The organism is Pararhodobacter sp. (assembly GCF_034676545.1).
In the GTDB taxonomy this organism is placed as follows: Bacteria; Pseudomonadota; Alphaproteobacteria; order Rhodobacterales; family Rhodobacteraceae; genus Pararhodobacter.
Genome location: NZ_JAUCBZ010000015.1, coordinates 1,037,344 through 1,059,890 on the forward strand (window position 1 = coordinate 1,037,344; position 22,547 = coordinate 1,059,890).

Below are 22,547 nucleotides of genomic sequence, written 5' to 3' on the forward strand. Positions count from 1 at the left end.
GTTATGTCCTGATGCAAGGGTTTTGACAGCACACTTCCCGTATATCGGCATCCCTCAGCGCAGAAACTTGACATAGATCAATTTCGAGGCACCGATTCTCGCGGATCATTCGCGCATGGAAAAATCAAATCACGCCGTAGAACTGGATCGAATCGCTGCCGGGCTGAAAAATCCGACGTTCCCGAAGATTTTCGCCGTCGAGCTTTGCGCAGATTGTGATCTCAATTGCTCAATGTGTCATCACGACCAGATGATCCGCCCCAAAGGCAACCTGCCGATGGCGCTGTGGCAGAAATGCGCGGATGAAATCGCCGAGGTCGCGCCCACGACCAACGTCTGGTTCTCATTCTGCGGCGAGCCGCTGCTGATGCCCGACCGGCTGATCGAGATGTTGCATTATGGCGCGCAGGTGGGGTTGCGCTCGTTGAACCTCAACACCAACGGGATGCGTCTGACGCAGGATGTGGCCAAACGGCTGCTCGAGACCGATCTGTCAACCATCGTCATCGGCATCGACGGGTTCGAGAAGGCGACGTATGAGAAATACCGCTATCTCGGCAACCGCGACACGGTTTACGTCAATGTCCAGTTTCTGCTCGAAGAGCGCGCCAAGCGGGCCCACGGCCCGGAAATCATGGTGCAATTCATCGAAATGGAGGACAACAAGCACGAGTTCGAGGTCTATCGCGACCATTGGCTGGGGCTGGGGGCCACCGTGAAGCTGCGCCGCCAGTTGAGTTGGGGCGGCAAATTCGAAACCGCCATCGAGATCGCGCAAGAGCAGCGCATCGCCTGTCCCTGGGCGATCACCATGATGCATGTGTTCTGGGATGGTCGCGTGCCGCGCTGCCCCGGCGATACCGAGGGTGAGGAAAGCGCCGGCAACGCCTGGGATGATTCCCTGGTCAACCTGTGGGGCAATCTGAGCGGCTATCGTCAGCTTCATCTGGATCACAAATTCGATCAGCTGCCCTCGCGTTGCGACACCTGCACCGACTGGAAAACCGGCGCGTCCATCAAGCTGCGCCCCGGTCACACCAAGCACCGCGCTGGCGCGACCTCGGCGCAATGAGCACCCTCTACCTATGCGCGGCGGGCAATCCCGAGGGGGTTCGCCTTGCGCTCGAGATCAACGAGGCGGCGCAGCGCTGGGATCGGATCGTTCTGCTCGATGATGATCCGACCAAACACGGCGCTCAAATTCTGGGCGTGCCCGTCCTTGGCCCCTTCAGCGCTCTGGCCGACCATCAGCCCGGGGATGAGGCGGTCAACCTGGTCGCCCGCTCGACCAAGGGCCGCGACCGCGTGCGCGCCAGGATCGAGGGTTTCGGCCTGCCCTTGGTGAGCCTGATCCATCCGTCGGTCGATGTGCGCTATGCCCAGATTGGCCGCGCCGTGACGCTTTATGCAGGGTGCGTGATTTCGGCGCTGTCCACGGTTGGCGACCACGCGGTGATCTTCACGCAGGCGGTGCTGGGCCATGGTGCCTCGCTTGGCGCGGGCGGCGTGCTGGCACCCGGCGCGGTGGTCAATGCACGGGTGCGGGTGGGGGCGCGGGCCTATATCGGCGCCAACGCCTCGGTGCTGCCCGATATCGAAGTGGGCGATGACGCCACGGTCAGCGCCTGTTCCGCCGTTCTGGGCGATGTCCCCGCCGGCTGCACCGCGCTGGGCGTTCCGGCGGAAATCATGGGGTTGCCCGAACCCGCGGCGACGACGGTCAATGCCGAGGCCCATCTCGACAGCATCAAGGCGATTTTTGCCGCAATCCTTGGCGCGCCGGCCATCGGCAGTGATGCGAATTTCTTTGACGCGGGCGGCGATTCGAAACAGGCCTTGGCGCTGCAAGCGGCCTTGCGTGAGGCGCTGGGCGTGCCGGTGATGATCGTCGATATTTTCCGCTTCCCCAGCCCGCGTGCGATCAGCAACCATCTGTCCGGCGCGACGCGCAAACCCGTGGCGCAAGCCCGCGCCGACATGCGCCGCCGCCGGTCGCTGGCGAAACCCTGAGCGCGGCGGTATCTGCGATTGACCCCACGGCCCGGTGCGGCCTAGGGTCCGGCATGGCTCAACATCCTGTCCTTTGGTCCTTTCGGCGCTGCCCTTATGCGATGCGCGCCCGGCTGGCACTGCTCAGCGCGGGTCCAAGGGTTGAGTTGCGCGAAATCCTGTTGCGACAAAAGCCGCAGGCATTTCTGGACGCCTCGCCCACCGCCACCGTGCCCGCGTTGCAACTGCCCGACCGGGTGCTGGATGAAAGCCTCGACATCATGCGCTGGGCCTTGGCGCAGCAAGACCCGGCGCGCTTGCTGGACATGCCGGACGAGGGCTGGACCTTGATCACCCACAGCGACGGCCCGTTCAAGACCGCCCTCGATCATACCAAATACGCAACCCGCCACCCCGGCCTCGACCCCGAGGCCGAGCGCGCCAAAGCCGCCGCGTTTCTACACGACCTGAACCAGCGGCTGACCGGGCAATCAGCACTGTTTGGCGACCGTCTGACGATTGCCGATCTGGCGATCTTGCCGTTTGTACGCCAGTTCGCGGGCATTGACCGCGCCTGGTTCGACGCCCAGCCCTGGCCCGCGCTGATCGACTGGTTGAACCGCTTCACACAGGGCGCGGATTTCGCGCAGGTCATGGGCAAATATCCCCCGTGGGCCAAGGGCGACCCGCCGCTGTGGTTTGGCGCGTGACCGGGCCATGCCGCCACGGCACCACGCCCGCCCCCCTACGAAACCGCGCTGGTGCGGCTTAAGTCATTCGCTACAGGCGCGCGGATGCGCTGACCGAACAAAGGAAACCCGATGACCCAATCCACAACGCAGAACCGCAAATTCGTGCTGGCCGAGCGGCCAAAGGGCGAGCCCAACGACAAGACGTTACGGCTGGAAACCGAACGCGTGCCCACCCCCGGCACGGGGCAGATGCTGCTGCGCAACGAATTCCTGTCGCTTGATCCCTATATGCGCGGCCGGATGAGCGATGCGCCCTCCTACGCCGCCCCCGTCGCGATCGGCGAGGTGATGATCGGCGGCACCGTCTCGCAAGTCGTCACCTCGGATGTGAAAGGCTTCGAGCCGGGCGATTGGGTGGTGCTGAATGGCGGCTGGCAGGATTACATCCTGTCCGACGGCAAGGGCGCAATCAATCTTGGCCAGAACCCGCAGAACCCGTCCTGGGCCTTGGGTATCATGGGGATGCCGGGCCTGACCGCCTGGGCCGGGTTGATCCAGATCGGCAAGCCGAAAGCGGGCGAAACTCTGGTGGTCGCCGCCGCCAGCGGGCCGGTTGGCGCGACCGTCGGGCAGATCGGCAAATTGCTGGGGCTGCGTGTGGTGGGCATCGCCGGCGGGCCGCAGAAATGTGCGCATGTCGTTGATACTTTGGGCTTTGATGCCTGCATCGACCACAAGGCCGCGGATTTCCGCGCCGCCCTGAAGGCCGCCGTGCCGGACGGCATTGATGTCTATTTCGAGAACGTCGGCGGTGCGGTGTTTGACGCGGTGATGCCGCTTTTGAACCCCTGCGCACGCATTCCGGTCTGCGGGTTGATCTCGCAATACAACGCCACCTCGCTGCCCGAGGGCCCGGACCGTCTCAACATGCTGCTGGGGCAAATCCTGCGGCGGCGCATGACGGTGCAGGGTTTCATCGTGTTCGACGATTTCGGCCATCTCTACCCCGAGTTCGCCAAGCAGATGGGCGCCTGGGTCAGCGAGGGCAAGATCCAGTACCGCGAGGAGATGATCGACGGGCTGGAGCAAGCCCCCTCGGCCTTTGTCGGCCTGTTGCGCGGCGAGTCCTTTGGCAAGCGGGTCATTCGCCTGAGCGCCTGAGCGCGTCGTCCAAGGCAAGGCGCGCGTCAAGGCGGCCAGCAAATCGGCCGCGTCCCATGTGGGGCGCGGCGGCGGTCGTCAAGTCGCCCCCATCCTCCGCCGCAACGACCCCGGCCGCGCCCACTGGAACGGCCGCCTGTTTTCGCCTATATGCGCCGGTATGGACACGACACACACCAACGGCCTGACCTTTCGCAAGATGCACGGCGCGGGCAATGATTTTGTCATCATCGACTCGCGCGGGCGTGAGGCGGTGACGACTCCGGCTTTGGCAGCGGCGCTGGGCGACCGGAATCGCGGTGTCGGTTTCGACCAACTGGCCGAATTGCGCGACGCGGATGACGCCGATCTGACGCTGGATTTCTGGAACAGCGACGGCTCGCGCGCCGGGGCCTGTGGCAATGCCACGCGCTGTGTGGCGTGGCTGGTGATGGCAGAGGCAGGCAGCGATTCATTGACGATCCGCACGGCACGCGGGCTGCTGCACGCGCGCATGGTGGACGGCCAGATCTGGGTCAACATGGGCGCGCCGCTGACCGATTGGCAAAGGATTCCCCTGAGTTCCGCGCAGGATGCGCTGCATCTGCCGCTGGCGGGCGATCCGGTTGGCGTCGGCATGGGCAACCCGCATTGCGTGTTTCTGGTCGAGGACGCCGAGGCGGTGGCGCTGGAGACCCTCGGGCCGCAAATCGAACACGACCCGCTGTTCCCGGAACGCACCAATGTCGAATTCGCCAGCCTGATCGGCCCCGATCACCTGCGGATGCGGGTCTGGGAGCGCGGGACGGGGGTGACACTGGCCTGTGGCTCGGGCGCGTGCGCGGTGGCGGTGGCGGCAGCGCAGCGTGGCTTGACCGGGCGGCGCGTGGTCATGGACCTCGACGGCGGCACGCTGATTGCCGATTGGCGCGCGGATGGCGTCTGGCTGACCGGCCCGGTCGCCGATGTGTTCACCGCGACCCTGACGCCCGATTTTCTGGCCGCGCTATGACGGCGCCCAAATTCACAACATTGGGCTGTCGCTTGAACGCCTATGAAACCGAGGCGATGAAAGACCTCGCCGCGCAAGCGGGGGTGGCCAACGCGCATATCATCAACACCTGTGCCGTGACGGCTGAGGCCGTGCGCAAGGCGCGGCAGGAAATCCGCAAGATCCGCCGCGAGAACCCGGATGCCGCGATCATCGTCACCGGTTGCGCCGCGCAGACCGAGCCCGAGACCTTTGCGGCGATGCCCGAAGTCACGCGGGTGATCGGCAATCACGAAAAAATGCAGCCCGCGACCTGGGCCAGCCTGACGCCCGACCTGATCGGCGAGACGGAGCGCGTGCAGGTCGATGACATCCTGTCGGTGCGCGAAACCGCCGGGCATCTGATCGACGGCTTCGGCAGTCGTGCGCGGGCCTATGTGCAGGTGCAAAACGGCTGCGATCATCGCTGCACCTTTTGCATAATCCCCTATGGGCGCGGCAATTCGCGGTCTGTGCCGGCGGGCGTGGTGGTGGATCAGATCAAACGGCTGGTCGAGGCGGGCTATCTTGAGGTGGTGCTGACCGGGGTGGACCTGACCTCGTGGGGGGCGGACTTGCCCGCCGCGCCAAAGCTCGGCGACCTCGTCCGCCGGATCCTGCGGCTGGTGCCGGATCTGGCGCGGCTGCGGATTTCCTCGATTGACAGTATCGAGGCGGACGCGGCGCTGATCGAAGCGATCGCCACGGAAAAGCGCCTGATGCCGCATCTGCATCTGTCGTTGCAGGCGGGCGACGACATGATCCTCAAACGCATGAAACGCCGTCATCTGCGCGAGGATGCGATCCGGTTTTGTCAGGAGATGCGCAAGGCGCGGCCCGATCTGGTCTATGGCGCAGATCTCATCGCGGGTTTTCCGACCGAGACCGAGGCGATGTTCGAGAACTCGCTGGCCCTGGCGCGCGAGTGTGGGCTGACTTGGCTGCATGTGTTCCCCTATTCGCCGCGTCGCGGCACCCCCGCCGCGCGCATGCCGCAGGTGCCGGGCGCGCAGATAAAATCGCGCGCCGCGCGGTTGCGCGGCTTGGGCGAGGCGTTGGCCGCGCAGCATCTGGCGGCGCAGGTCGGGCGGGTGCATCCGGTGTTGCTGGAGAACCCGCGCATGGGCCGCACCGAGCAATTCACCGAAGTGCGGTTCGAGAGCGATCAACCGGTCGGGCAAATTGTCACGGCGCGGATCGTGGCACATGACGGCGCGCAGTTGCTGGCGGGGTGAGCGGGGCGTGCCTTGGGGCCATCGAGGCCCCGCGGCCCGCGCGGGTTGCCACCCTGCACCCGCCCCAAGGGGCGCACGCGCCCCTTGGGAAACCCCGTGGATATTTGAAGAACAAAGACGGGTGGGTCGCTTCCCTCTGAATAAAACCTCCTCTAGGGTCGCGCCATGACGCAAATGCCGGTTTCCATCACCTTCTCCGACGATCAGGCCGCCGCGTGGGACCGGCTGGCCAAGCTGCTGTCCGACGCGGGAATCGACATTCAGGACGAGGCGACCTCTGCGCCCGATCCGGAGGCGGATGGCGCGGTTCTGGCGGTTCTGGGCAAGGCGGGGTCGGGCAAGACCATGTTGCTGGCCGAGTTGACCAAGGCGCTGATTGCCGCGGGCGTGGACATCGTTTCGGGCGATTATGAGGGGCGACGGCGCAGGGACAAACGGACCTTGGCGATCCTGGCGCCGACCAACAAGGCGGCCTCGGTGTTGCGCAATCGCGGTGTGCCGGCGACGACCATTCACCGCATTCTCTATACGCCGGTCTATGACCCGGAATACGAGAAAATCGCCGAGTGGCTGGCCGACAATGGCCCGCGCCCCGAGATGCCGGAGCTTGGCGACACGGCTTTGGACCGCGCCAAGGCGTTTTATGACAGTGTGAAATCCATCCCTGGGGCTTTGGCGGCGGCGGGATTGCGGGGCTCGGATTTCATCAAGGGCTGGAAGCGGCGCGAGGAGCCGTTGGATGTGGGGTTTGTGGACGAAAGCTCCATGCTGGACGGGCGGCAGGTCGAGGATCTGAAGGAGATCTTTCAGACTTTGGTGCTGTTTGGCGACCCGGCGCAATTGGCCCCGGTCGGGCAGTCGGGCGAGATGGTGTTCGACACATTGCCCGACGCGCAGCAACTGACGCTGAGCCGCGTGCATCGGCAGACGCAGGATAACCCGATCCTGGATCTGGCGCATGCGCTTGGCGATCCGGAGCTGACCTTCGAGGCCTTTGAGCGCCAGATCGAGGAGGCCGCGCGCCGTGATGAGCGGGTGGTCTGGGCGCAGCGGGTGGAGAGCGATCTGATGGGGCGCTCGCCGGTGTTGGTGTGGCGCAATGCCACGCGCATTCGGCTGATCCACGCCTTTCGCAACGCCTTTGGCGCCTCGGAAACCGAGTTGCTGCCCGGCGAGCCCTTGATTTGCGACGGGTTGGAATTGCCGCTGAAGCACCGCAAGAAGCGCATCGACCTTGAGGCGCGTGGCCTGATCAAGGGCGCGCAGGTGGTCTATCTGGGGCCGGGCAAGCGCAGCGGTTTCTCGCGGTTGCATGTGTTTGGCGCCGAGGAGCCGCAGGTCTCGGCGGCCTCGATCATCAAGATCGAGCGCGAGGGCGAGGAGGAGCCGTTCATCCCCTTTGCCGCACATATGGGGGCGGCGTTCCTGCATGGGGCGGCGGTCACGATCCACAAGGCGCAGGGCTCGCAATGGCCCGATGTGCAGGTGTTTGCGCCGGATCTTTACGCCGCGGCGCGGGCCGGGCGCATCGAGGCCGGGGTCGCGCTGTGGAAACGCCTCGCCTATGTGGCGATCACCCGTGCCGAGAACCGCCTGCTGTGGGTGGTGCGCAACCGTCTGGCGCGCCCGACCGGGCCGCTCAGGATCGACGATCTGGGCGGCGTGCCCGCGCCGCTGACCCTGGAGGGCACCGAATGATCCGGGCGTTCCTGGCGCTGCCCTTGCCGGATGCGATGCGCAACCGGCTGACCATTGTGCAGCATACCTTGCGGCTGGACGATCCGGTTCCGGCCGAGAACCTGCATGTCACGCTGGCCTTTTTGGGCGAACAGCCCGAGCCAAAGCTGGAAGAGATGCACCTGTTCCTGACCGCGCGCCCGCTGCCGATGCCGGTTCTGCGACTGGCGGGGCTGGGCGTGTTCGGCGGCAATGCGCCGCGCAACATTCATGCCTGCCTTGCCCCTGACCCGCGTCTGACCGCGCTTCAGGCGCGCGTGGTCCAAGCCGCGCGCGGTGCCGGGATTGCGCTGGAGCGGCGCAAATTCGTGCCGCATGTGACACTTGCGCGCTTTGCCAAACACGAGGTGAGCGCCGAGACGCTGGCCGCTGCGATGCAGACCGTGGGCCGGGTCCACAGTGACGCGCATAGCGTGCCGGAAATGGTGCTCTATCGTTCGACCCTGCGCAAGGATGGCGCGGTCTATGATGCGCTGGCGGAATACCCGCTGACCGCCTGAACCCTTGCAAGCCAGCCCACGCCTGTCATACCTTGCATCGCAACAAAGGAGCCCGCCATGCAATGCGTTTTCGTCCAGTTCCGCTGCACCCCCGGCAAGACCTATGAGGTCGCGACGGCGATCTATGACCGGGAAATCGTGTCGGAATTGTTCTCGACCTCGGGCGATTGGGACCTGATCGCCAAAGTCTATATCCCTGACGATAAAGACGTCGGGCATTACCTGAGCGAAAACCTGTTTGACGTGCCCAATATCTCGCGCACCCTGACCACCATGACCTTCAAAGCGTTCTGATGCCGGTTATCGTCGTCACCGGGGCCAGCGCCGGGATCGGGCGCGCCACGGCGCAACGATTTCTGGCCGAGGGCTGGCAGGTTGCGCTATTGGCCCGCAGCGAGGCCTCGTTGATCGCACTGGCCGAGGGGCAGGACCGCGCCTTGGCGGTGCCCTGCGACGTGACCGACGCGGCGCAGGTCGATGCCGCCTTTGCTGCGATCACCGCGCGGTTTGGCCGGATTGACGTGCTGTTCAACAACGCCGGGAAGATGCTGCCCGGTCAGTTGATCGACGACCTCAGCGTCGCCGATTGGCGCGCCATGGTCGATGTGAACCTGACCGGCATGTTCCTGTGCGCGCGGGCGGCATTTCGGCAGATGCGTCGCCAGACCCCGCAAGGCGGGCGCATCATCAACAACGGCTCGGTCTCGGCCCATGTGCCGCGCCCCGGTTCGGTGGCCTATACCAGCACCAAACACGCGATAACCGGGCTGACCAAGACCTTGGGGCTGGACGGGCGTCCGTTCGGCATTGCCTGCGGCCAGATCGACATTGGCAATGCGCGCACCGCACTGGCGGCGGCGATCGAGGCGGGCGTGCCGCAAGCTGACGGCACGATCAAACCGGAACCGATGATGGATGTGGCCGACGTCGCGGCGGCGGTCCTGCACATGGCCAATCAGCCGGCGGGCACCAATATCCCGTTTCTGTCGATCATGGCCACCAACATGCCGTGGCTTGGCCGCGGGTAAGGCGCGTCAGGCGCTGCGGATCAGCCGGAAGAGCGCCGCAGCGCCCCAACCCGCGATCAGGGCAATCGCCAGCGCCAAAAGCCCGTACACAAGCGGCTGGTCATAGGCCAGTTGATGCAGCCAACGTTCCAACCCGTCCTTGCGCACGAAAATGGCGGTGCGGAATTGGCTGACAACCTGCCCGTCACGCATCAGATACATGCGGGTGGTATAGGCCCCCTCGGTCAGATTTGCGGGCAGTTGCACGCGGGTGCGAAACAGGATGTCGCGCTCCAGATGCACGAAACGTTCCAGTGTCAGATATTGCGCCTCGCGTTCGCGGATGCGCAGCAGGGCCTCGGAAAACACGGTTTGATCGGCGACGTCGCTGATGCTTTGCTCGGGCCGGATCGCTTGCCGTGCCGAAATGCGATACTGTGCATCGGTTTCCGGGCTGACGGCCTCATGCAGCGGGATGGTCGTGGCCACCGCGTAGAACGAGGGCACCGCGGCCAGGGTGACGGAATCGACATTCACCCAGATCCCGGCGCGCCGCTCTTTGCGCCAGATGGCGACGGGCTGGCGCGGCCCTTCGACAACCACGACGATATCGAAGGGCGGCACGAAATCGGGATCTTCGACCAGGATTTCATAGGGGTCGCGCCGGATCGCGCCGAAAATCAGGATCTCCGAGCCAGAGAAATTCGCCGTCAGCGACACCCGGTTCTGCGACAGCGCGCCGACGATTTCATTCGCGCGGCCAGGGGGTGGCGGCGGGAAGCGCCAGAAGCAAGGCCAGCAGGAGGGCAAGAAGTCGCATCAGTGCCGCCCCGGAATGCGAATGGTGTAAACTTCCGCCGGGCGGATCAGCAGGTCCAGTCCGACCTTGATGCACACGGCAATCACCAACAGCGCCAACAGGATGCGCAATTGCTCGGCCTTCAGGCGCAGGCCGATCTGCGTGCCGAACTGCGCGCCGATCACCCCGCCGATGATCAGGAAAAACGCCAGCATCACGTCGACCGAATGGCTGGTGACCGCATGGGCGACGGTTGTGTAGGCGGTCACGAAAATGATCTGGAACAGCGACGTGCCGACCACCACCTTGGTGGGCATTCGCAGCAGATAGATCATCGCCGGCACCATGATGAACCCGCCGCCGACGCCCATCACCGCCGACAGGACACCCACCGCAATGCCGATCATCAGGGGCGGGATCACGCTGATATACAGCCCCGAGACCCGGAATTTCATCTTGAGCGGCAGTGCATGAACCCAGGTGTGCTGATGCAATTTGCGGCGCACCGGGTTGGGTTTCGACGACCGATACCACGCGCGCAAACTCTCTTGCAGCATCATCGTGCCGATGATGCCCAGAAACAGCACATAGGCCAGTTGCACGAACAGATCGACCTGACCCAACGCACTGAGCAGCCGGAACAGGGCAATGCCCGCCGTCGAGCCGATCAGGCCGCCGATCAGCAGCACCGTTCCCATCCGCAGATCCACGGTCTTGCGCCGCAGATGCGCCAGCACGCCCGAGATGGACGAGGCAACAACCTGATTTGCCCCCGTCGCCACGGCGACCGCGGGCGGGATGCCGATGAAGAACAACAGCGGCGTGATCAGGAACCCGCCGCCGACGCCAAACATGCCCGACAGCATGCCGACGCCCCCGCCGACCGCAAGCAGCGTGAAGGCGTTGGTCGAGACTTCGGCGATGGGCAGATAAATCAACATGATTTTGCATAAGACAAAGCCCCCGCGATTTACAGGGGCTTTGCCATATTATTTCCTTATCTCGGATACCCGTTTTGTCATTGCCTCAGCGCTCCTTGACATAGGGCTCGCCGCCCGCGCGCGGCCCGATGGCCTTGCCGACAAAGCCCGCCAGGATCACCACCGTCAAGATATAGGGCAGGGCGGTCATGAATTGGTTGGGCAGGGTGATGAACCCAAGGTCCAGATTCGGGAACCGGTTGCCGATCGCTTCAAGCATCCCGAACAGCAACACCGCGCCCAAACCCTGCCACGGCCGCCATTTGGCAAAGATCATCGCCGCCAGCGCGATAAAGCCGCGCCCGGCCGACATGTCCTTGACGAAGCCCGCCGCCAGGGAGGTGGACAGATACGCGCCACCGATCCCGCACAGCACGCCGGCGATGAGGATCGCGGCAAAGCGCATCTTCACCACCGAGACCCCCGCCGTATCCACCGCCGCGGGGTTTTCCCCGACCGCGCGCAGGCGCAGGCCAAAGCGCGTACGATACAGTATGTACCAGACCAGCGGCACACACAGCAGCCCGATATAGACCAGGATCGAATGACCGTTCAGGATCTGGCCGTAGATCTCGCCCAGGATCGGCACATCGCGCACTGCCTCTGCGCCGGGCAGGTCCAACCGCCCAAAGCGGCTGTCGCCGGATAGCGGGGGCGTGCGCCCGCCCTGCTGGAACCAGCTTTGCGCAATGACCACCGTCATCCCCGCCGCAAGGAAATTGATCGCGACACCCGAGATCAGCTGATTGCCCCGGAAGGTGATCGAGGCAATGCCGTGGATCACCGAGAAAATCACCGATGACAGAATCCCGACCAGCAAGCCAAGCCAGGCCGACCCGGTGTAAAACGCGAACGCCGCCGAGAAGAACGCCGAGATCAGCAATTTCCCCTCGAGCCCGATGTCGAAAATTCCGGCGCGTTCGCTGATGATCCCGGCCAGGCAGGCAAACAACAGGGGTGTCGCCAGGCGCAGGGTCGATTCCAGGATCTGGACAATCGTCACGATATCCATCTCAGGTCCTCCTGCGCAAAAGGGCAAACAGCGATTCCAGCGGCATGCGCACCATGTTGTCCAGCGCGCCGGTGAACATGATCACCAGCGCCTGAATGATCACGATCATCTCGCGCGGGATCGAGGTTTCCAAGGCCAGTTCCGAGCCGCCTTGATAGAGGAACCCGAACAGCAAGGCCGGCGCGATAATCCCCAATGGGTGCGAGCGCCCCATCAGCGCCACCGCGATGCCGATAAATCCGGCCCCCTCGACCGCGTTCATCACCAGCCGCTGCGGCCCGCCCATCACCGAGTTGACCGCCATCATGCCCGACAGTGCCCCCGAGATGAGCATCGCGATCATGATGATCTTGACGCCCGAAATCCCGGCGTAATGCGCAGCGGGTTCTGATTGGCCAAAGGCGCGGATTTCAAACCCCAGGCGCGTGTGCCACATCAGGTAATAGCCCAGAATACAGGCCGCCAGCGCGACGAACAGCATCACGTTTGCCGGGCCGGAGCGCGAGAATTCGATCCCCACGACGTCCAGGATGTCATGCAAACGGGGCAGACGGATGGTTTCGGGAAACCGCGCCGTGGCCGGGTCCATCGAGGTTGGCGGGCGCAGGATATGCGACAGGATATAATTCATCACCGAAAAGGCGATGAAGTTGAACATGATCGTGGTGATCACGATGTGACTGCCGCGTTTGGCCTGCAAATAGGCCGGGATCGCCGCCCAGGCCGCCCCCGCCAAGGCCGAGGCTGCAATTGCCGCCAGGATCGCCAGCGACCAATGCGGCCAGGGGATGAACAGGCAGACCATCGCCACGCCCAGGCCGCCGATCAGCGCCTGACCCTCGCCGCCGATGTTGAACAGCTTGGCCTGAAACGCGATCGAGACGCCCAGCCCGGTCAGCAGGAAGTTGGTGGTGAAGTACAGCGTATAGCCCCAGCCATAGGTTGACCCCAGCGCGCCCGAGATCATCAGGTTCATCGCCCGCACCGGGTCTTCGCCAATCGCCAGAATGACCAGCGCCGACAGCGCAAAGGCGATCAGCAGGCTGAACAGCGGCACCAGCAGCACGTCGGCCCATTTGGGCATCGATTTCACACTCATGCCGCGTCCCCTGTCATGCCGGCCATCAACAGGCCCAATTCGCTCGCGTCGGTTTCCTCAGGGAGGCGCTCGCCCATGATCCGGCCGTCAAACATCACCACGATTCGATCCGACATCGACAGGATTTCGTCCAACTCGACCGAGACCAGCAGGATCGCCTTGCCTTCGTCGCGCAACTGGATCAGCCGTTTGTGGATGAACTCGATCGCGCCGATATCGACCCCGCGCGTCGGTTGCCCGATCAGCAGCAGGTCCGGGTTACGCTCGATCTCGCGGGCCAGCACGATCTTTTGCTGGTTCCCGCCCGAGAAGCTCTCGGCGGTCAACATCGGGTTCGGGGGGCGCACGTCAAAACGCTCGAACTTGCCGTTGGTGTCCTCGATGATCGCCTGATTGTTCATCAGCAGCCGGTTTTTCTGATAGGCCGGGTCGTTGTGATAGCCAAAGGCGATATTCTCCCAGGCCATGAAATCCAGGATCAACCCGCGGCGATGGCGGTCCTCGGGCACATGCGACAGCCCGCTTTCGCGCCGCGTGGCCGCAGTTTCGTGTTTCAGGGACACGTCCAGCGGCACGCCGTTCATCGTCACCTCGCCGGTGCCCGGCACCATGCCCGCCAACACCTCCAGCAGCGCCGACTGACCGTTTCCGGCCACGCCCGCGACGCCCAGAATTTCGCCCGCCTTGAGATCAAGATCAATGCCGCGCAGACGTTCGACTCCGTATTGGTCGATCATCTTCAGATTGCGCGCCGACAGCACCACCTTGCCCGGTTTCGCCGGGGTTTTATGCACCTCCAGCAGCACTTTGCGGCCGACCATCAACTCGGCCAGTTCGGTCGGGCTGGTGTCGGCGGTGTTGACCGTCGCCACCATCTCGCCGCGCCGCATCACGCTGACCTCGTCGGTCACATCCATGATTTCGCGCAGCTTGTGGGTGATCAGGATAATCGTTTTGCCCTGTTCCTTCAGCCCGCGCAGGATGCGGAACAGGTGGTCGGCCTCGGCGGGGGTCAACACGCCGGTCGGCTCGTCCAGAATCAGGATATTCGCCTCGCGATACAAGGCCTTGAGGATTTCGACGCGCTGCTGATGCCCGACCGAGAGTTCCTCGATCAGAGCATCCGGGTCGACATTCAACTCATAATCCGCCGCCAGCCGTGTCAGCAGGGTGCGCGCCTTGTTCAGCGACGGCATCAGCCGCTCGCCGCCCTCGGCGCCCAGAATGACATTCTCAAGCACCGAGAAATTTTCGACCAGCTTGAAATGCTGGAACACCATGCCGATGCCGGCGTTGATCGCGTCCTGGCTGTCGCTGATGGTGGTCGGTTTGCCGTCAATCAGGATCTCGCCCGAGTCGGCTTTGTAAAACCCGTACAGGATCGACATCATGGTCGATTTTCCAGCACCGTTCTCGCCGATGATGCCGTGGATCGTGCCTTTGTGTACCCGAATACTGATGTTCTTGTTCGCCTGGACCGGGCCGAACGCCTTCGATATCCCGCGAAGCTCAATGGCGGGGGCGGCAGAAGGTGCCGCCCCCCCGTTGGTCACGTTTGCGACCATGCGTTCAAGCCCTCACTCGACCGAGATTGGGCAGGAGTTGTCCGACATATAGTCGTGAACCACCAACTCGCCCGAGGTGATCGCGGCCTCGGCCGCAGCCACGGCGTCGCGCATTTCCTGCGTGACCAGCGCGTCGTTGTTCTCGTCCAGCGCCCAATCCACGCCACCCGAGGCGAGGTCCATGACGTGAATGCCGGTTTCCATGTCAGCCCCTTCCGAGAAGGCCGCGAACACAGCGTTATCCACGCGCTTGACCATCGAGGTCAGAACCTGGCCGGGGTGCAGGTGGTTCTGGTTGCTGTCCACGCCGATCGACAGGATGCCGGCATCCGCCGCGGTTTGCAGAACGCCAACACCCGTGCCGCCAGCCGCGGCATAGACAACGTCCGCACCCTGGCTGATCTGCGCCGAGGTGATCTCGCCGCCGCGGACCGGGTCATTCCAGGCTGCAGGCGTCGTGCCGGTGTAGTTGACGATGACGTTTGCGTCTGGATTTGCCGCCATCACGCCCTGTGCGTAACCGCAGGCAAAACGACGGATCAACGGAATATCCATGCCGCCGACAAAGCCGACCGTGTTGGATTCCGAGGCCATCGCCGCCAGCATGCCGACAAGGTATGACCCTTCGTGCTCGGTGAACACGATGGAGCGCACGTTCGGTGCATCCACCACGCCGTCGATGATCGCGAAGGTGGTGTCCGGATAATCCGGTGCGACCTGCTCCAGCACCGAGCTGAAGGCGAAGCCGGTCATGACAATCGGGTTCGAGCCGGATTCAGCCAAGCGGCGCAGGGCTTGTTCGCGCTGGGCTTCGGACTGCATTTCGATGTCGCGGTAGGCGCCGCCGGTTTCGGCAGCCCAACGCTCGGCACCGCCGAACGCGGATTCGTTGAAGGATTTGTCGAACTTGCCGCCAAGGTCGAAGATCAGCGCCGGATCTGCCAGAGCAGCCCCCGCCGTCAGCGCCATTACAGCAGTTGCGCCCATGAGTTTGCGGGTCAGTTTCATAGTTGTTCTCCCAGTTGGGTCGTCATTGGCCGCCGAGGACAAACCTCATGCAGTTGAGCCGAAGACTCGGTCCATCCGTCATCTAGGTCCAGCAGCAGGGCAGCCGTCAAGCAGTTTTTACCAAACGGATAAGTCTAAGGAATCGCTTGGCCGGCCACAGGTTAAAACTCAGACGAGCGACTTGCAAAGGATCATTGCGGCCACCGCGTCTTTGTCGTCCCGGGCGTAGTATCCCGGCCGCTGACCGTTCTGCACCCAACCCGCATCGGCATAGAGCGCGCGGGCGGGGATGTTGTCTTCGGCGACTTCCAGAAAGGCTGTTGTCGCGCCGTGCGCGCGGGCGCGCGTCTCGAACTGCGACAACATGGCGCGGGCCAATCCGGTGCGGCGCGCGTGGGGGGCGGTGGCGAGGGTCAGCACCTCGGCCTCATCGGCTATCACGCGGCCAAGCAGAAAGGCCGTTTCGTCAGCCGTGTTGATCAGAAAAACATGCGGACTGTCCAGCACCGTGGCAAAGCTTTCCGCGCTCCAGGGTGCCGGTGAGCGGAAGCACAGCGCATGTAAAGCGGCCAGCGCGGCGGGGGTCATTCGATCAACGCAGGCGGCTGTTCCGAGGGGGGGGGCCGCGTCGGCCTCGCGCAGGTAGAGCGGCGCGGGGCGTGGTTGCGGGCGGCCGATCCGGCGTGTCGCCAAGATCGCAATCGCCACGCCGAGCGGGTGCGCGGGCGCGATTCCGCCGTCGCCGATTGCGGGGTCGGGGGCCGTGTCATGGAGCGTCGGGGTTTGGCCCGGCAGCGTCACCCAGACCTGACCGCGCACCGCGGGCACGACCACCGGCAGCGCCGGACCATCCAGCGCCGCCGCCTCGAACCGGTCGATGCCGATGGCGGGAATCCCCAGACCCAGCGCCAATCCCCGCGCGGCCGAGACGCTGATGCGGATGCCGGTGAAATTCCCCGGCCCGATGCCCACGCCTATCGCCGTCAGATCGGGCCATGTGACACCGGCCTCGGCCAGCGCCGCCTCCAGCAGCGGCATCAGGCTTTCGCCTTGCCCGCGCGCCATGACATGATGGTGATGCGCCAGTACGACCTCATCACGGGTGACCGCCACCGAGCACCAGCCGCCCGACGTGTCGAAACCCAGGACCGTTTTGGCCATCAGTCAGCCCCCGGATCTGGCGCGCCGTGGGTCAGCCCCTGACCTGCAGCCCGCGTGCCGTGCTCAGACGGCAACCGGGCGCACCTCGGTGACCTCGGGGATATAGTGGCGCAGCAGGTTCTCGATGCCCATTTTCAGCGTCATCGTCGAAGACGGGCAGCCCGCGCAGGCGCCTTTCATATGCAGATAGACCACGCCGCGGTCGAACCCGTGAAAGGTGATGTCGCCACCATCCTGCGCCACGGCCGGACGCACGCGCGTATCCAGCAACTCCTTGATTTGCTCGACAATCTCGCTGTCGGGGCCGTCTTGCGTGGCGTGGGCGTCTTCGGCCTCGCCCTCGATCGCCGGGCGGCCCGATTGGAAATGCTCAAGGATCGCGCCCAGAATCGCCGGTTTCACATGCGCCCAGTCGGTTGCATCGGCCTTGGTGACGGTGATGAAATCCGCGCCCAAAAAGACGCCGGTGACACCCGGCACGTCGAAAACCGCGCGGGCCAGCGGCGAGGATCCCGCCGTATCGCTATTGGGAAAATCAGCAGTGCCCTGGCCCAACACGTCCTGCCCGGGCAGGAATTTCAGCGTGGCGGGGTTCGGGGTGGACTCGGTTTGAATGAACATGGCGCAGCCTCCGTTTGACGGGATATGCGACCCGAGGCCCGGCAAGTCAAGGATCGCAAGCGTCGCAGGGCGCGTGAATTTCGCGTCTGGGCGGCGTGATCCCAAGGCCCCGGAGTCTCAGCGCATCTCTTGCAATTGCAGGTTCCAGCCTTTCGCGTTTGTCGTGGATTTATGCGCGGCCGATTGCCTCACCATCGCCAATTCGCGCGGCGTCAACTGTTGGCGAAACCGAATGCCGACATGGGTCAGGGTTGCCCACCGCACTTCGGCTTCGGGGAGGTGGTGGTTGCTGCCAAGGGCGATGTAGATGCGGTCGCCGGGACAGACCGCCGCCAAACGGGTCAAGCGCGCGCCAAAAGTGCTGACGTTGACGATGAACGCCGAGCGCGCCTGGCCATCGCGCAGCAAGACCCGGACTGCCTTGTCGCAGGGAAACCGATGTTCGCGATATTTCATCGTCGCCCCCTCAATGAAAGGTGCGCGACCCGAGGATCGCAGAGATATCGTTTTGTGTCAGGGGGTTGGAGAACATCAAGCCGCAGGTGTCGTCGAAATTCCAGCGCACCTCGGCTTGCAGGTTCCGGCCCATGGCCTGAATGTCGATCCGCTCGCCCACTTTCAGCGCCCGGTCAGGCACGCCCAGCAACCGCGCGCCGCCCGCGCTGAGGTTGCCGATGGTGGCGTCAAAGACAGTGTCGGCGGTGCGAACCTGTATCAAAACCCGTGAGGGGAGTCGTGTCGCGCGTTGCAGCATAAAAAGCCTTCCTCTCTGTCGATCAGAGAAGTTTCGCGCAAAGAGGTTTCGGGCCGGTAAACAGCGGCCCCTTGATCCACCGTTTTTGACTCCCCACATAGTCTGTGAGGCCCACAAAGGGCGTGCGCCGATGGTCGGGCGCGCCTTGCCAGACGGGCGCTTATGAAGGAGTAGACGATGAACCTTGAGAAGTTCACGGAACGGGCTCGCGGATTCCTGCAGGCCGCCAACACCATCGCCGCCCGCGAAAGCAACCAGCGGCTGACCCCCGAACATTTGCTCAAGGCCCTGATGGATGACGATCAGGGCATGGCGGCGAACCTGATTCGCAAATCCGGCGGCGCGCCCGAACGCGTGGTGCAGGCCGTCGATCTGGCGGTCGCGAAATTGCCCAAGATCACCGGCGATGCCGGGCAGGTCTATACCGATCAATCGCTGGTTCGCGTGCTGGATGAGGCCGAGAAGATCGCCCAGAAAGCCGGTGACAGCTTTGTCCCGGTCGAGCGGGTGCTGATGGCGCTGGCGATGGTGAAATCCGCCGCCAAGGACGCGCTCGACGCCGGTGCCGTCAACGCGCAGGCGCTGAACGCCGCGATCAACGACATCCGCAAGGGCCGCACCGCCGACAGCGCCAGCGCCGAGGACAGTTATGAAGCGCTGAAGAAATACGCCAGCGACCTGACGCAACGCGCCCGCGACGGCAAGATCGACCCGATCATCGGCCGCGACGAGGAAATCCGCCGCACGATGCAGGTGCTCTCGCGTCGCAGCAAGAACAACCCGGTGTTGATCGGGGAACCCGGCGTCGGGAAAACCGCGATCGCCGAGGGCCTTGCGCTGCGCATCGTCAATGGCGACGTGCCCGAATCCCTGCGCGACAAGACCCTGATGGCGCTGGATATGGGCGCGCTGATTGCCGGGGCGAAATACCGCGGCGAGTTCGAGGAGCGCCTGAAAGCGGTCCTCAATGAAATCATCGCCGCCGCAGGCGACATCATTCTGTTCATCGACGAGATGCACACGCTGGTCGGCGCGGGCAAGGCCGATGGCGCGATGGATGCCGCCAACCTGATCAAACCGGCCCTTGCGCGGGGTGAGTTGCATTGCGTGGGTGCCACCACGCTGGATGAATACCGCAAATATGTGGAAAAGGACGCCGCCCTTGCCCGGCGCTTCCAGCCGGTCATGGTGTCCGAGCCGACCGTCGAGGATACGGTCAGCATCCTGCGCGGCATCAAGGAGAAATACGAACTCCACCACGGGGTGCGGATTGCCGATTCGGCGCTGGTTGCCGCCGCGACCCTGTCGCACCGCTACATCACCGACCGCTTCCTGCCCGACAAAGCCATCGACCTGATGGACGAGGCCGCCAGCCGTCTGCGCATGCAGATCGACAGCAAGCCCGAAGAATTGGACGTCATCGACCGTGACCTGCTGCAAAAGCAGATCGAGGCCGAGGCGCTCAAGAAAGAGGATGACGCCGCCAGCCGCGACCGTCTGGGCAAGATCGAGGCTGAACTGGCCGAGTTGCAGCAAAAATCCTCGGAGATGACCGCGCAATGGCAAGCCGAGCGTGACATGCTGGAAGCGGCCCGTGGGCTGAAGGAAAAGCTGGATCGGGCGCGGCTCGATCTGGATGCGGCCAAGCGGGTTGGCGATTTCGCCAAGGCTGGTGAATTGCAATACGGCACCATTCCGGGGCTGGAAAAGCAACTGGCCGAGGCCGAGGCGCGCGAATCCGAAAAACTGGTTGGCGACGCCGTGCGCCCCGAGCAGATCGCCGAGGTTGTCGAGCGGTGGACCGGTATCCCCACCACCCGCATGCTGGAAGGCGAGCGCGAGAAGCTGCTGCGCATGGAGGAAGGTCTGCACAAGCGGGTCATCGGTCAGCACAAGGCGGTCAAGGCGGTTGCCAACGCGGTGCGCCGGGCGCGGGCCGGTCTGCAGGACGAGGGGCGGCCTTTGGGCAGCTTCCTGTTCCTCGGGCCAACCGGTGTCGGTAAAACCGAGCTGACCAAGGCGGTCGCCGAATTCCTGTTTGACGACGACAACGCGATGGTGCGCATCGACATGTCCGAGTTCATGGAGAAACACGCGGTCGCCCGGCTGATCGGCGCGCCTCCGGGCTATGTCGGCTATGAAGAGGGCGGTGTCCTGACCGAAGCCGTGCGCCGCCGGCCCTATCAGGTCGTGCTGTTCGATGAGGTCGAAAAGGCCCACCCGGATGTGTTCAACGTGCTGTTGCAGGTGCTCGATGATGGCGTGCTGACCGACAGCCATGGCCGCACCGTGGACTTCAAGCAGACGCTGATCATCCTGACCTCGAACCTTGGCTCGCAGGCACTGTCAACGATCCCCGATGGCGGCGATCCGACCGAGGCGCGGGTGCATGTGATGGACGCCGTGCGCGCGCATTTCCGGCCCGAGTTCCTCAACCGTCTGGACGAGACGATCATCTTCGACCGTCTCAGCCGCGAGGATATGGACGGTATCGTCACAATCCAGCTGCAACGCCTGATCAAACGTCTGGGCGCGCGCAAGATCACGCTGGAGCTCGATGCCGCCGCGAAAACCTGGCTGGCCGACAAGGGCTATGACCCGGTTTACGGCGCGCGCCCGCTCAAGCGGGTGATCCAGCGCTATCTGCAAGACCCGCTGGCGCAGAGTCTGCTGTCGGGTACGGTACTGGATGGTGCCACGGTGCCGGTGACGGCGGGTCCGGGCGGGTTGATCATCGCCGGGCAAAGCGCCGCGTTGGACGATGACGAGCCACGCATGAAGGTGGTTCACTAAACCAAGGTCACAGGAAACCAAGGTTACGGGAAACCAAGGTCACGGGGCGTCGGGAAACCGGCGCCCCGTTTCAGTGTTCGGCGGTTGCCAGCGCCAATCCATCCACCACCGCCGTAAAGGCGTCGGCATGTTCGAGGCGCGCGGTCGGGCAAACCATCTGCACCTCGCGGCGCACCAACCCCATCAGGCTGGAGCCGCCCACCAGGATCACCGACCCGATCTGCCCCGGCGAGACCTCGGCTTGCACCAGCGTTTCGTACATCGCCGCCCGCAGCGGCGGCGAAAACACGGCCAGCGAGGCGTTCAGCGATCCGGCGGTGATCGGCGCGCGCAGCCCGCGTTCGACAAACGCCAGATCAATCGCCGTTCTGACGCCCTGCGCATTCGCGGCGATCTTGCCGCGTTCCACCGCAAACGCCAGTTCATGCCCCAGATGGTCGTAAATAACATCCCGCAAACGCGTGATCGCCTGCGGGTCGGTCGCGTGTTTCAGCAGATCATCGACAAAGCGTTCCGTATCGCGCGCATACAGGAACGCGATCTTGGCCCAGGTTGCCAACTCGCGGTAAATCGCGTTGGGAACCGGCAGCACACCATCCCCCAGACTGCGCCGCAACGTGCCACCCAGCCCCAGCAGCGGCATCACATGCGCCACCGAGACCTCCTGGTCGAAATCCGTGCCGCCCAGCCGGATCCCATGGCTGGCGAGGATCTCGATGCGGCCCCGCGCCTCGCGAAACACCGAGAAATCCGACGTGCCGCCACCAATATCGACGATGAGTCCGATCTCGCCCTGCGGGCTCTGCCCGCGCCGGGTCTGCGCGGCGGCTTCCGGCTCGAACAGGAAATCCACCGTCTCGAACCCGGCCGCCGCGTAACAGGCCCGCAAATCCCCCTCGGCCCGGGCATCGCGCGCCGGGTCGGCGGAATGAAAATGCACCGGTCGCCCCGACAGGACACGGCTGAACACCATCCCGGCCTGCGCCTCGGCCTGATGTTTCACATGCCGCAGGAATGCGGTGACGATCTCCGACAAGGTGCGCCGCCGCCCGCCGATCTGGCGCGGCTCGTGGAACAGTGACGTGCCCAGAATGCTCTTGAGCGCCCGCATGTAACGGCCCTCATCGCCGTCGATCAGCGCCTGACCCGCCGCCGCGCCCACCCGCATGGGGCCGCGATCGGCAGGGAAGAACACCGCCGTGGGCAGCGTGTCGGCCGTCGCTTCAATCGCCAATCGCCGCGGCTGGCCATCGACCAGCACCGCCGCCGCCGAGTTCGACGTTCCAAAATCAATCGCCAGTACCGCAGATTTCATCGCGCCTATCCTCAGGTCGGAAAGGCGCGGGTCCTATCCAAACTCACGGCCGCTGGCAACTGCCCGTAGGGTGTGTGCTTGCACGCACCGTCCCCGGACATGCGAAAACG

22 protein-coding genes are annotated in these 22,547 nt (G+C 64.3%); 11 read left to right on the forward strand and 11 right to left on the reverse strand.

What is annotated here, in order from left to right; genetic code table 11:
* Window positions 1-115: 115 nt before the first annotated feature.
* From VDQ28_RS08495 to VDQ28_RS08540, 10 genes are all read left to right on the forward strand, one after another.
* On the forward strand, window positions 116-1,072 hold the full coding sequence (locus tag VDQ28_RS08495; RefSeq protein ID WP_323035530.1) for a radical SAM/SPASM domain-containing protein: 957 nt from the start codon (window positions 116-118) through the stop codon (window positions 1,070-1,072).
* On the forward strand, window positions 1,069-2,010 hold the full coding sequence (locus tag VDQ28_RS08500; protein WP_323035531.1) for a phosphopantetheine-binding protein: 942 nt from the start codon (window positions 1,069-1,071) through the stop codon (window positions 2,008-2,010). Before VDQ28_RS08495 ends, VDQ28_RS08500 begins: the two co-directional genes overlap by 4 nt.
* 53 nt (window positions 2,011-2,063) lie before the next feature.
* Window positions 2,064-2,699, forward strand: coding sequence for a glutathione S-transferase (locus VDQ28_RS08505; RefSeq protein WP_323035532.1), 636 nt, complete (start codon window positions 2,064-2,066; stop codon window positions 2,697-2,699).
* 111 nt (window positions 2,700-2,810) lie between these two features.
* Window positions 2,811-3,842, forward strand: a complete 1,032-nt coding sequence (locus tag VDQ28_RS08510; protein ID WP_323035533.1) for an NADP-dependent oxidoreductase — start codon at window positions 2,811-2,813, stop codon at window positions 3,840-3,842.
* A gap of 160 nt (window positions 3,843-4,002) precedes the next feature.
* On the forward strand, window positions 4,003-4,833 hold the full coding sequence (gene dapF, locus VDQ28_RS08515) for a diaminopimelate epimerase (protein WP_323035534.1): 831 nt from the start codon (window positions 4,003-4,005) through the stop codon (window positions 4,831-4,833).
* Entirely contained in the window at window positions 4,830-6,086 is a 1,257-nt protein-coding gene (gene mtaB / locus VDQ28_RS08520) for a tRNA (N(6)-L-threonylcarbamoyladenosine(37)-C(2))-methylthiotransferase MtaB (RefSeq protein WP_323035535.1), read from the forward strand. The genes dapF and mtaB overlap by 4 nt, the downstream gene beginning before the upstream one ends.
* A gap of 165 nt (window positions 6,087-6,251) precedes the next feature.
* The gene (locus VDQ28_RS08525) at window positions 6,252-7,784 is read left to right on the forward strand and encodes an ATP-dependent DNA helicase (protein WP_323035536.1); all 1,533 of its coding nucleotides are present in this window, start codon (window positions 6,252-6,254) and stop codon (window positions 7,782-7,784) included.
* Window positions 7,781-8,323, forward strand: a complete 543-nt coding sequence (gene thpR, locus VDQ28_RS08530; protein ID WP_323035537.1) for an RNA 2',3'-cyclic phosphodiesterase — start codon at window positions 7,781-7,783, stop codon at window positions 8,321-8,323. Before VDQ28_RS08525 ends, thpR begins: the two co-directional genes overlap by 4 nt.
* Before the next feature lie 57 nt (window positions 8,324-8,380).
* Complete coding sequence (locus VDQ28_RS08535) at window positions 8,381-8,617, forward strand: Lrp/AsnC ligand binding domain-containing protein (RefSeq protein ID WP_323035538.1); 237 nt, start codon at window positions 8,381-8,383, stop codon at window positions 8,615-8,617.
* Window positions 8,617-9,351, forward strand: coding sequence for an SDR family oxidoreductase (locus tag VDQ28_RS08540; protein ID WP_323035539.1), 735 nt, complete (start codon window positions 8,617-8,619; stop codon window positions 9,349-9,351). The genes VDQ28_RS08535 and VDQ28_RS08540 overlap by 1 nt, the downstream gene beginning before the upstream one ends.
* 6 nt (window positions 9,352-9,357) lie before the next feature.
* On the opposite strand, the gene VDQ28_RS08545 is transcribed toward VDQ28_RS08540, so the two are convergent.
* From VDQ28_RS08545 to VDQ28_RS08590, 10 genes are all read right to left on the reverse strand, one after another.
* Window positions 9,358-10,140, reverse strand: coding sequence for a TIGR02186 family protein (locus VDQ28_RS08545; protein ID WP_323035540.1), 783 nt, complete (start codon window positions 10,138-10,140; stop codon window positions 9,358-9,360).
* A 9-nt stretch (window positions 10,141-10,149) separates the two neighbouring features.
* Window positions 10,150-11,070, reverse strand: coding sequence for a sulfite exporter TauE/SafE family protein (locus VDQ28_RS08550; protein ID WP_323035541.1), 921 nt, complete (start codon window positions 11,068-11,070; stop codon window positions 10,150-10,152).
* An 85-nt stretch (window positions 11,071-11,155) separates the two neighbouring features.
* Entirely contained in the window at window positions 11,156-12,121 is a 966-nt protein-coding gene (locus tag VDQ28_RS08555; RefSeq protein WP_323035542.1) for an ABC transporter permease, read from the reverse strand.
* A gap of 1 nt (window position 12,122) precedes the next feature.
* On the reverse strand, window positions 12,123-13,214 hold the full coding sequence (locus VDQ28_RS08560; RefSeq protein ID WP_323038090.1) for an ABC transporter permease: 1,092 nt from the start codon (window positions 13,212-13,214) through the stop codon (window positions 12,123-12,125).
* Between the two features lie 2 nt (window positions 13,215-13,216).
* Entirely contained in the window at window positions 13,217-14,785 is a 1,569-nt protein-coding gene (locus tag VDQ28_RS08565) for an ABC transporter ATP-binding protein (protein WP_323035543.1), read from the reverse strand.
* 12 nt (window positions 14,786-14,797) lie between these two features.
* Window positions 14,798-15,793 (reverse strand): BMP family ABC transporter substrate-binding protein, encoded by a 996-nt coding sequence (locus VDQ28_RS08570; RefSeq protein WP_323035544.1) that lies wholly within the window; start codon window positions 15,791-15,793, stop codon window positions 14,798-14,800.
* Between the two features lie 168 nt (window positions 15,794-15,961).
* Window positions 15,962-16,954, reverse strand: coding sequence for a tRNA (adenosine(37)-N6)-threonylcarbamoyltransferase complex dimerization subunit type 1 TsaB (gene tsaB / locus VDQ28_RS08575; protein ID WP_323035545.1), 993 nt, complete (start codon window positions 16,952-16,954; stop codon window positions 15,962-15,964).
* A 63-nt stretch (window positions 16,955-17,017) separates the two neighbouring features.
* Window positions 17,018-17,575: a NifU family protein gene (locus VDQ28_RS08580; protein ID WP_323035546.1), complete on the reverse strand. Its 558-nt coding sequence runs from the start codon at window positions 17,573-17,575 to the stop codon at window positions 17,018-17,020.
* A 117-nt stretch (window positions 17,576-17,692) separates the two neighbouring features.
* Window positions 17,693-18,031, reverse strand: a complete 339-nt coding sequence (locus tag VDQ28_RS08585; protein WP_323035547.1) for a PilZ domain-containing protein — start codon at window positions 18,029-18,031, stop codon at window positions 17,693-17,695.
* Between the two features lie 10 nt (window positions 18,032-18,041).
* Window positions 18,042-18,329, reverse strand: coding sequence for a PilZ domain-containing protein (locus tag VDQ28_RS08590; RefSeq protein WP_323035548.1), 288 nt, complete (start codon window positions 18,327-18,329; stop codon window positions 18,042-18,044).
* A gap of 177 nt (window positions 18,330-18,506) precedes the next feature.
* Here VDQ28_RS08590 and clpB point away from each other — a divergent pair, with 177 nt between their 5' ends.
* On the forward strand, window positions 18,507-21,122 hold the full coding sequence (gene clpB, locus VDQ28_RS08595) for an ATP-dependent chaperone ClpB (RefSeq protein ID WP_323035549.1): 2,616 nt from the start codon (window positions 18,507-18,509) through the stop codon (window positions 21,120-21,122).
* Between the two features lie 70 nt (window positions 21,123-21,192).
* Here the strand turns inward: clpB and VDQ28_RS08600 are convergent, their stop codons facing one another.
* Window positions 21,193-22,437 carry an Hsp70 family protein gene (locus VDQ28_RS08600; RefSeq protein ID WP_323035550.1) on the reverse strand — a complete coding sequence of 415 codons (1,245 nt, stop codon included), beginning with the start codon at window positions 22,435-22,437 and terminating at the stop codon, window positions 21,193-21,195.
* Window positions 22,438-22,547: the final 110 nt, after the last annotated feature.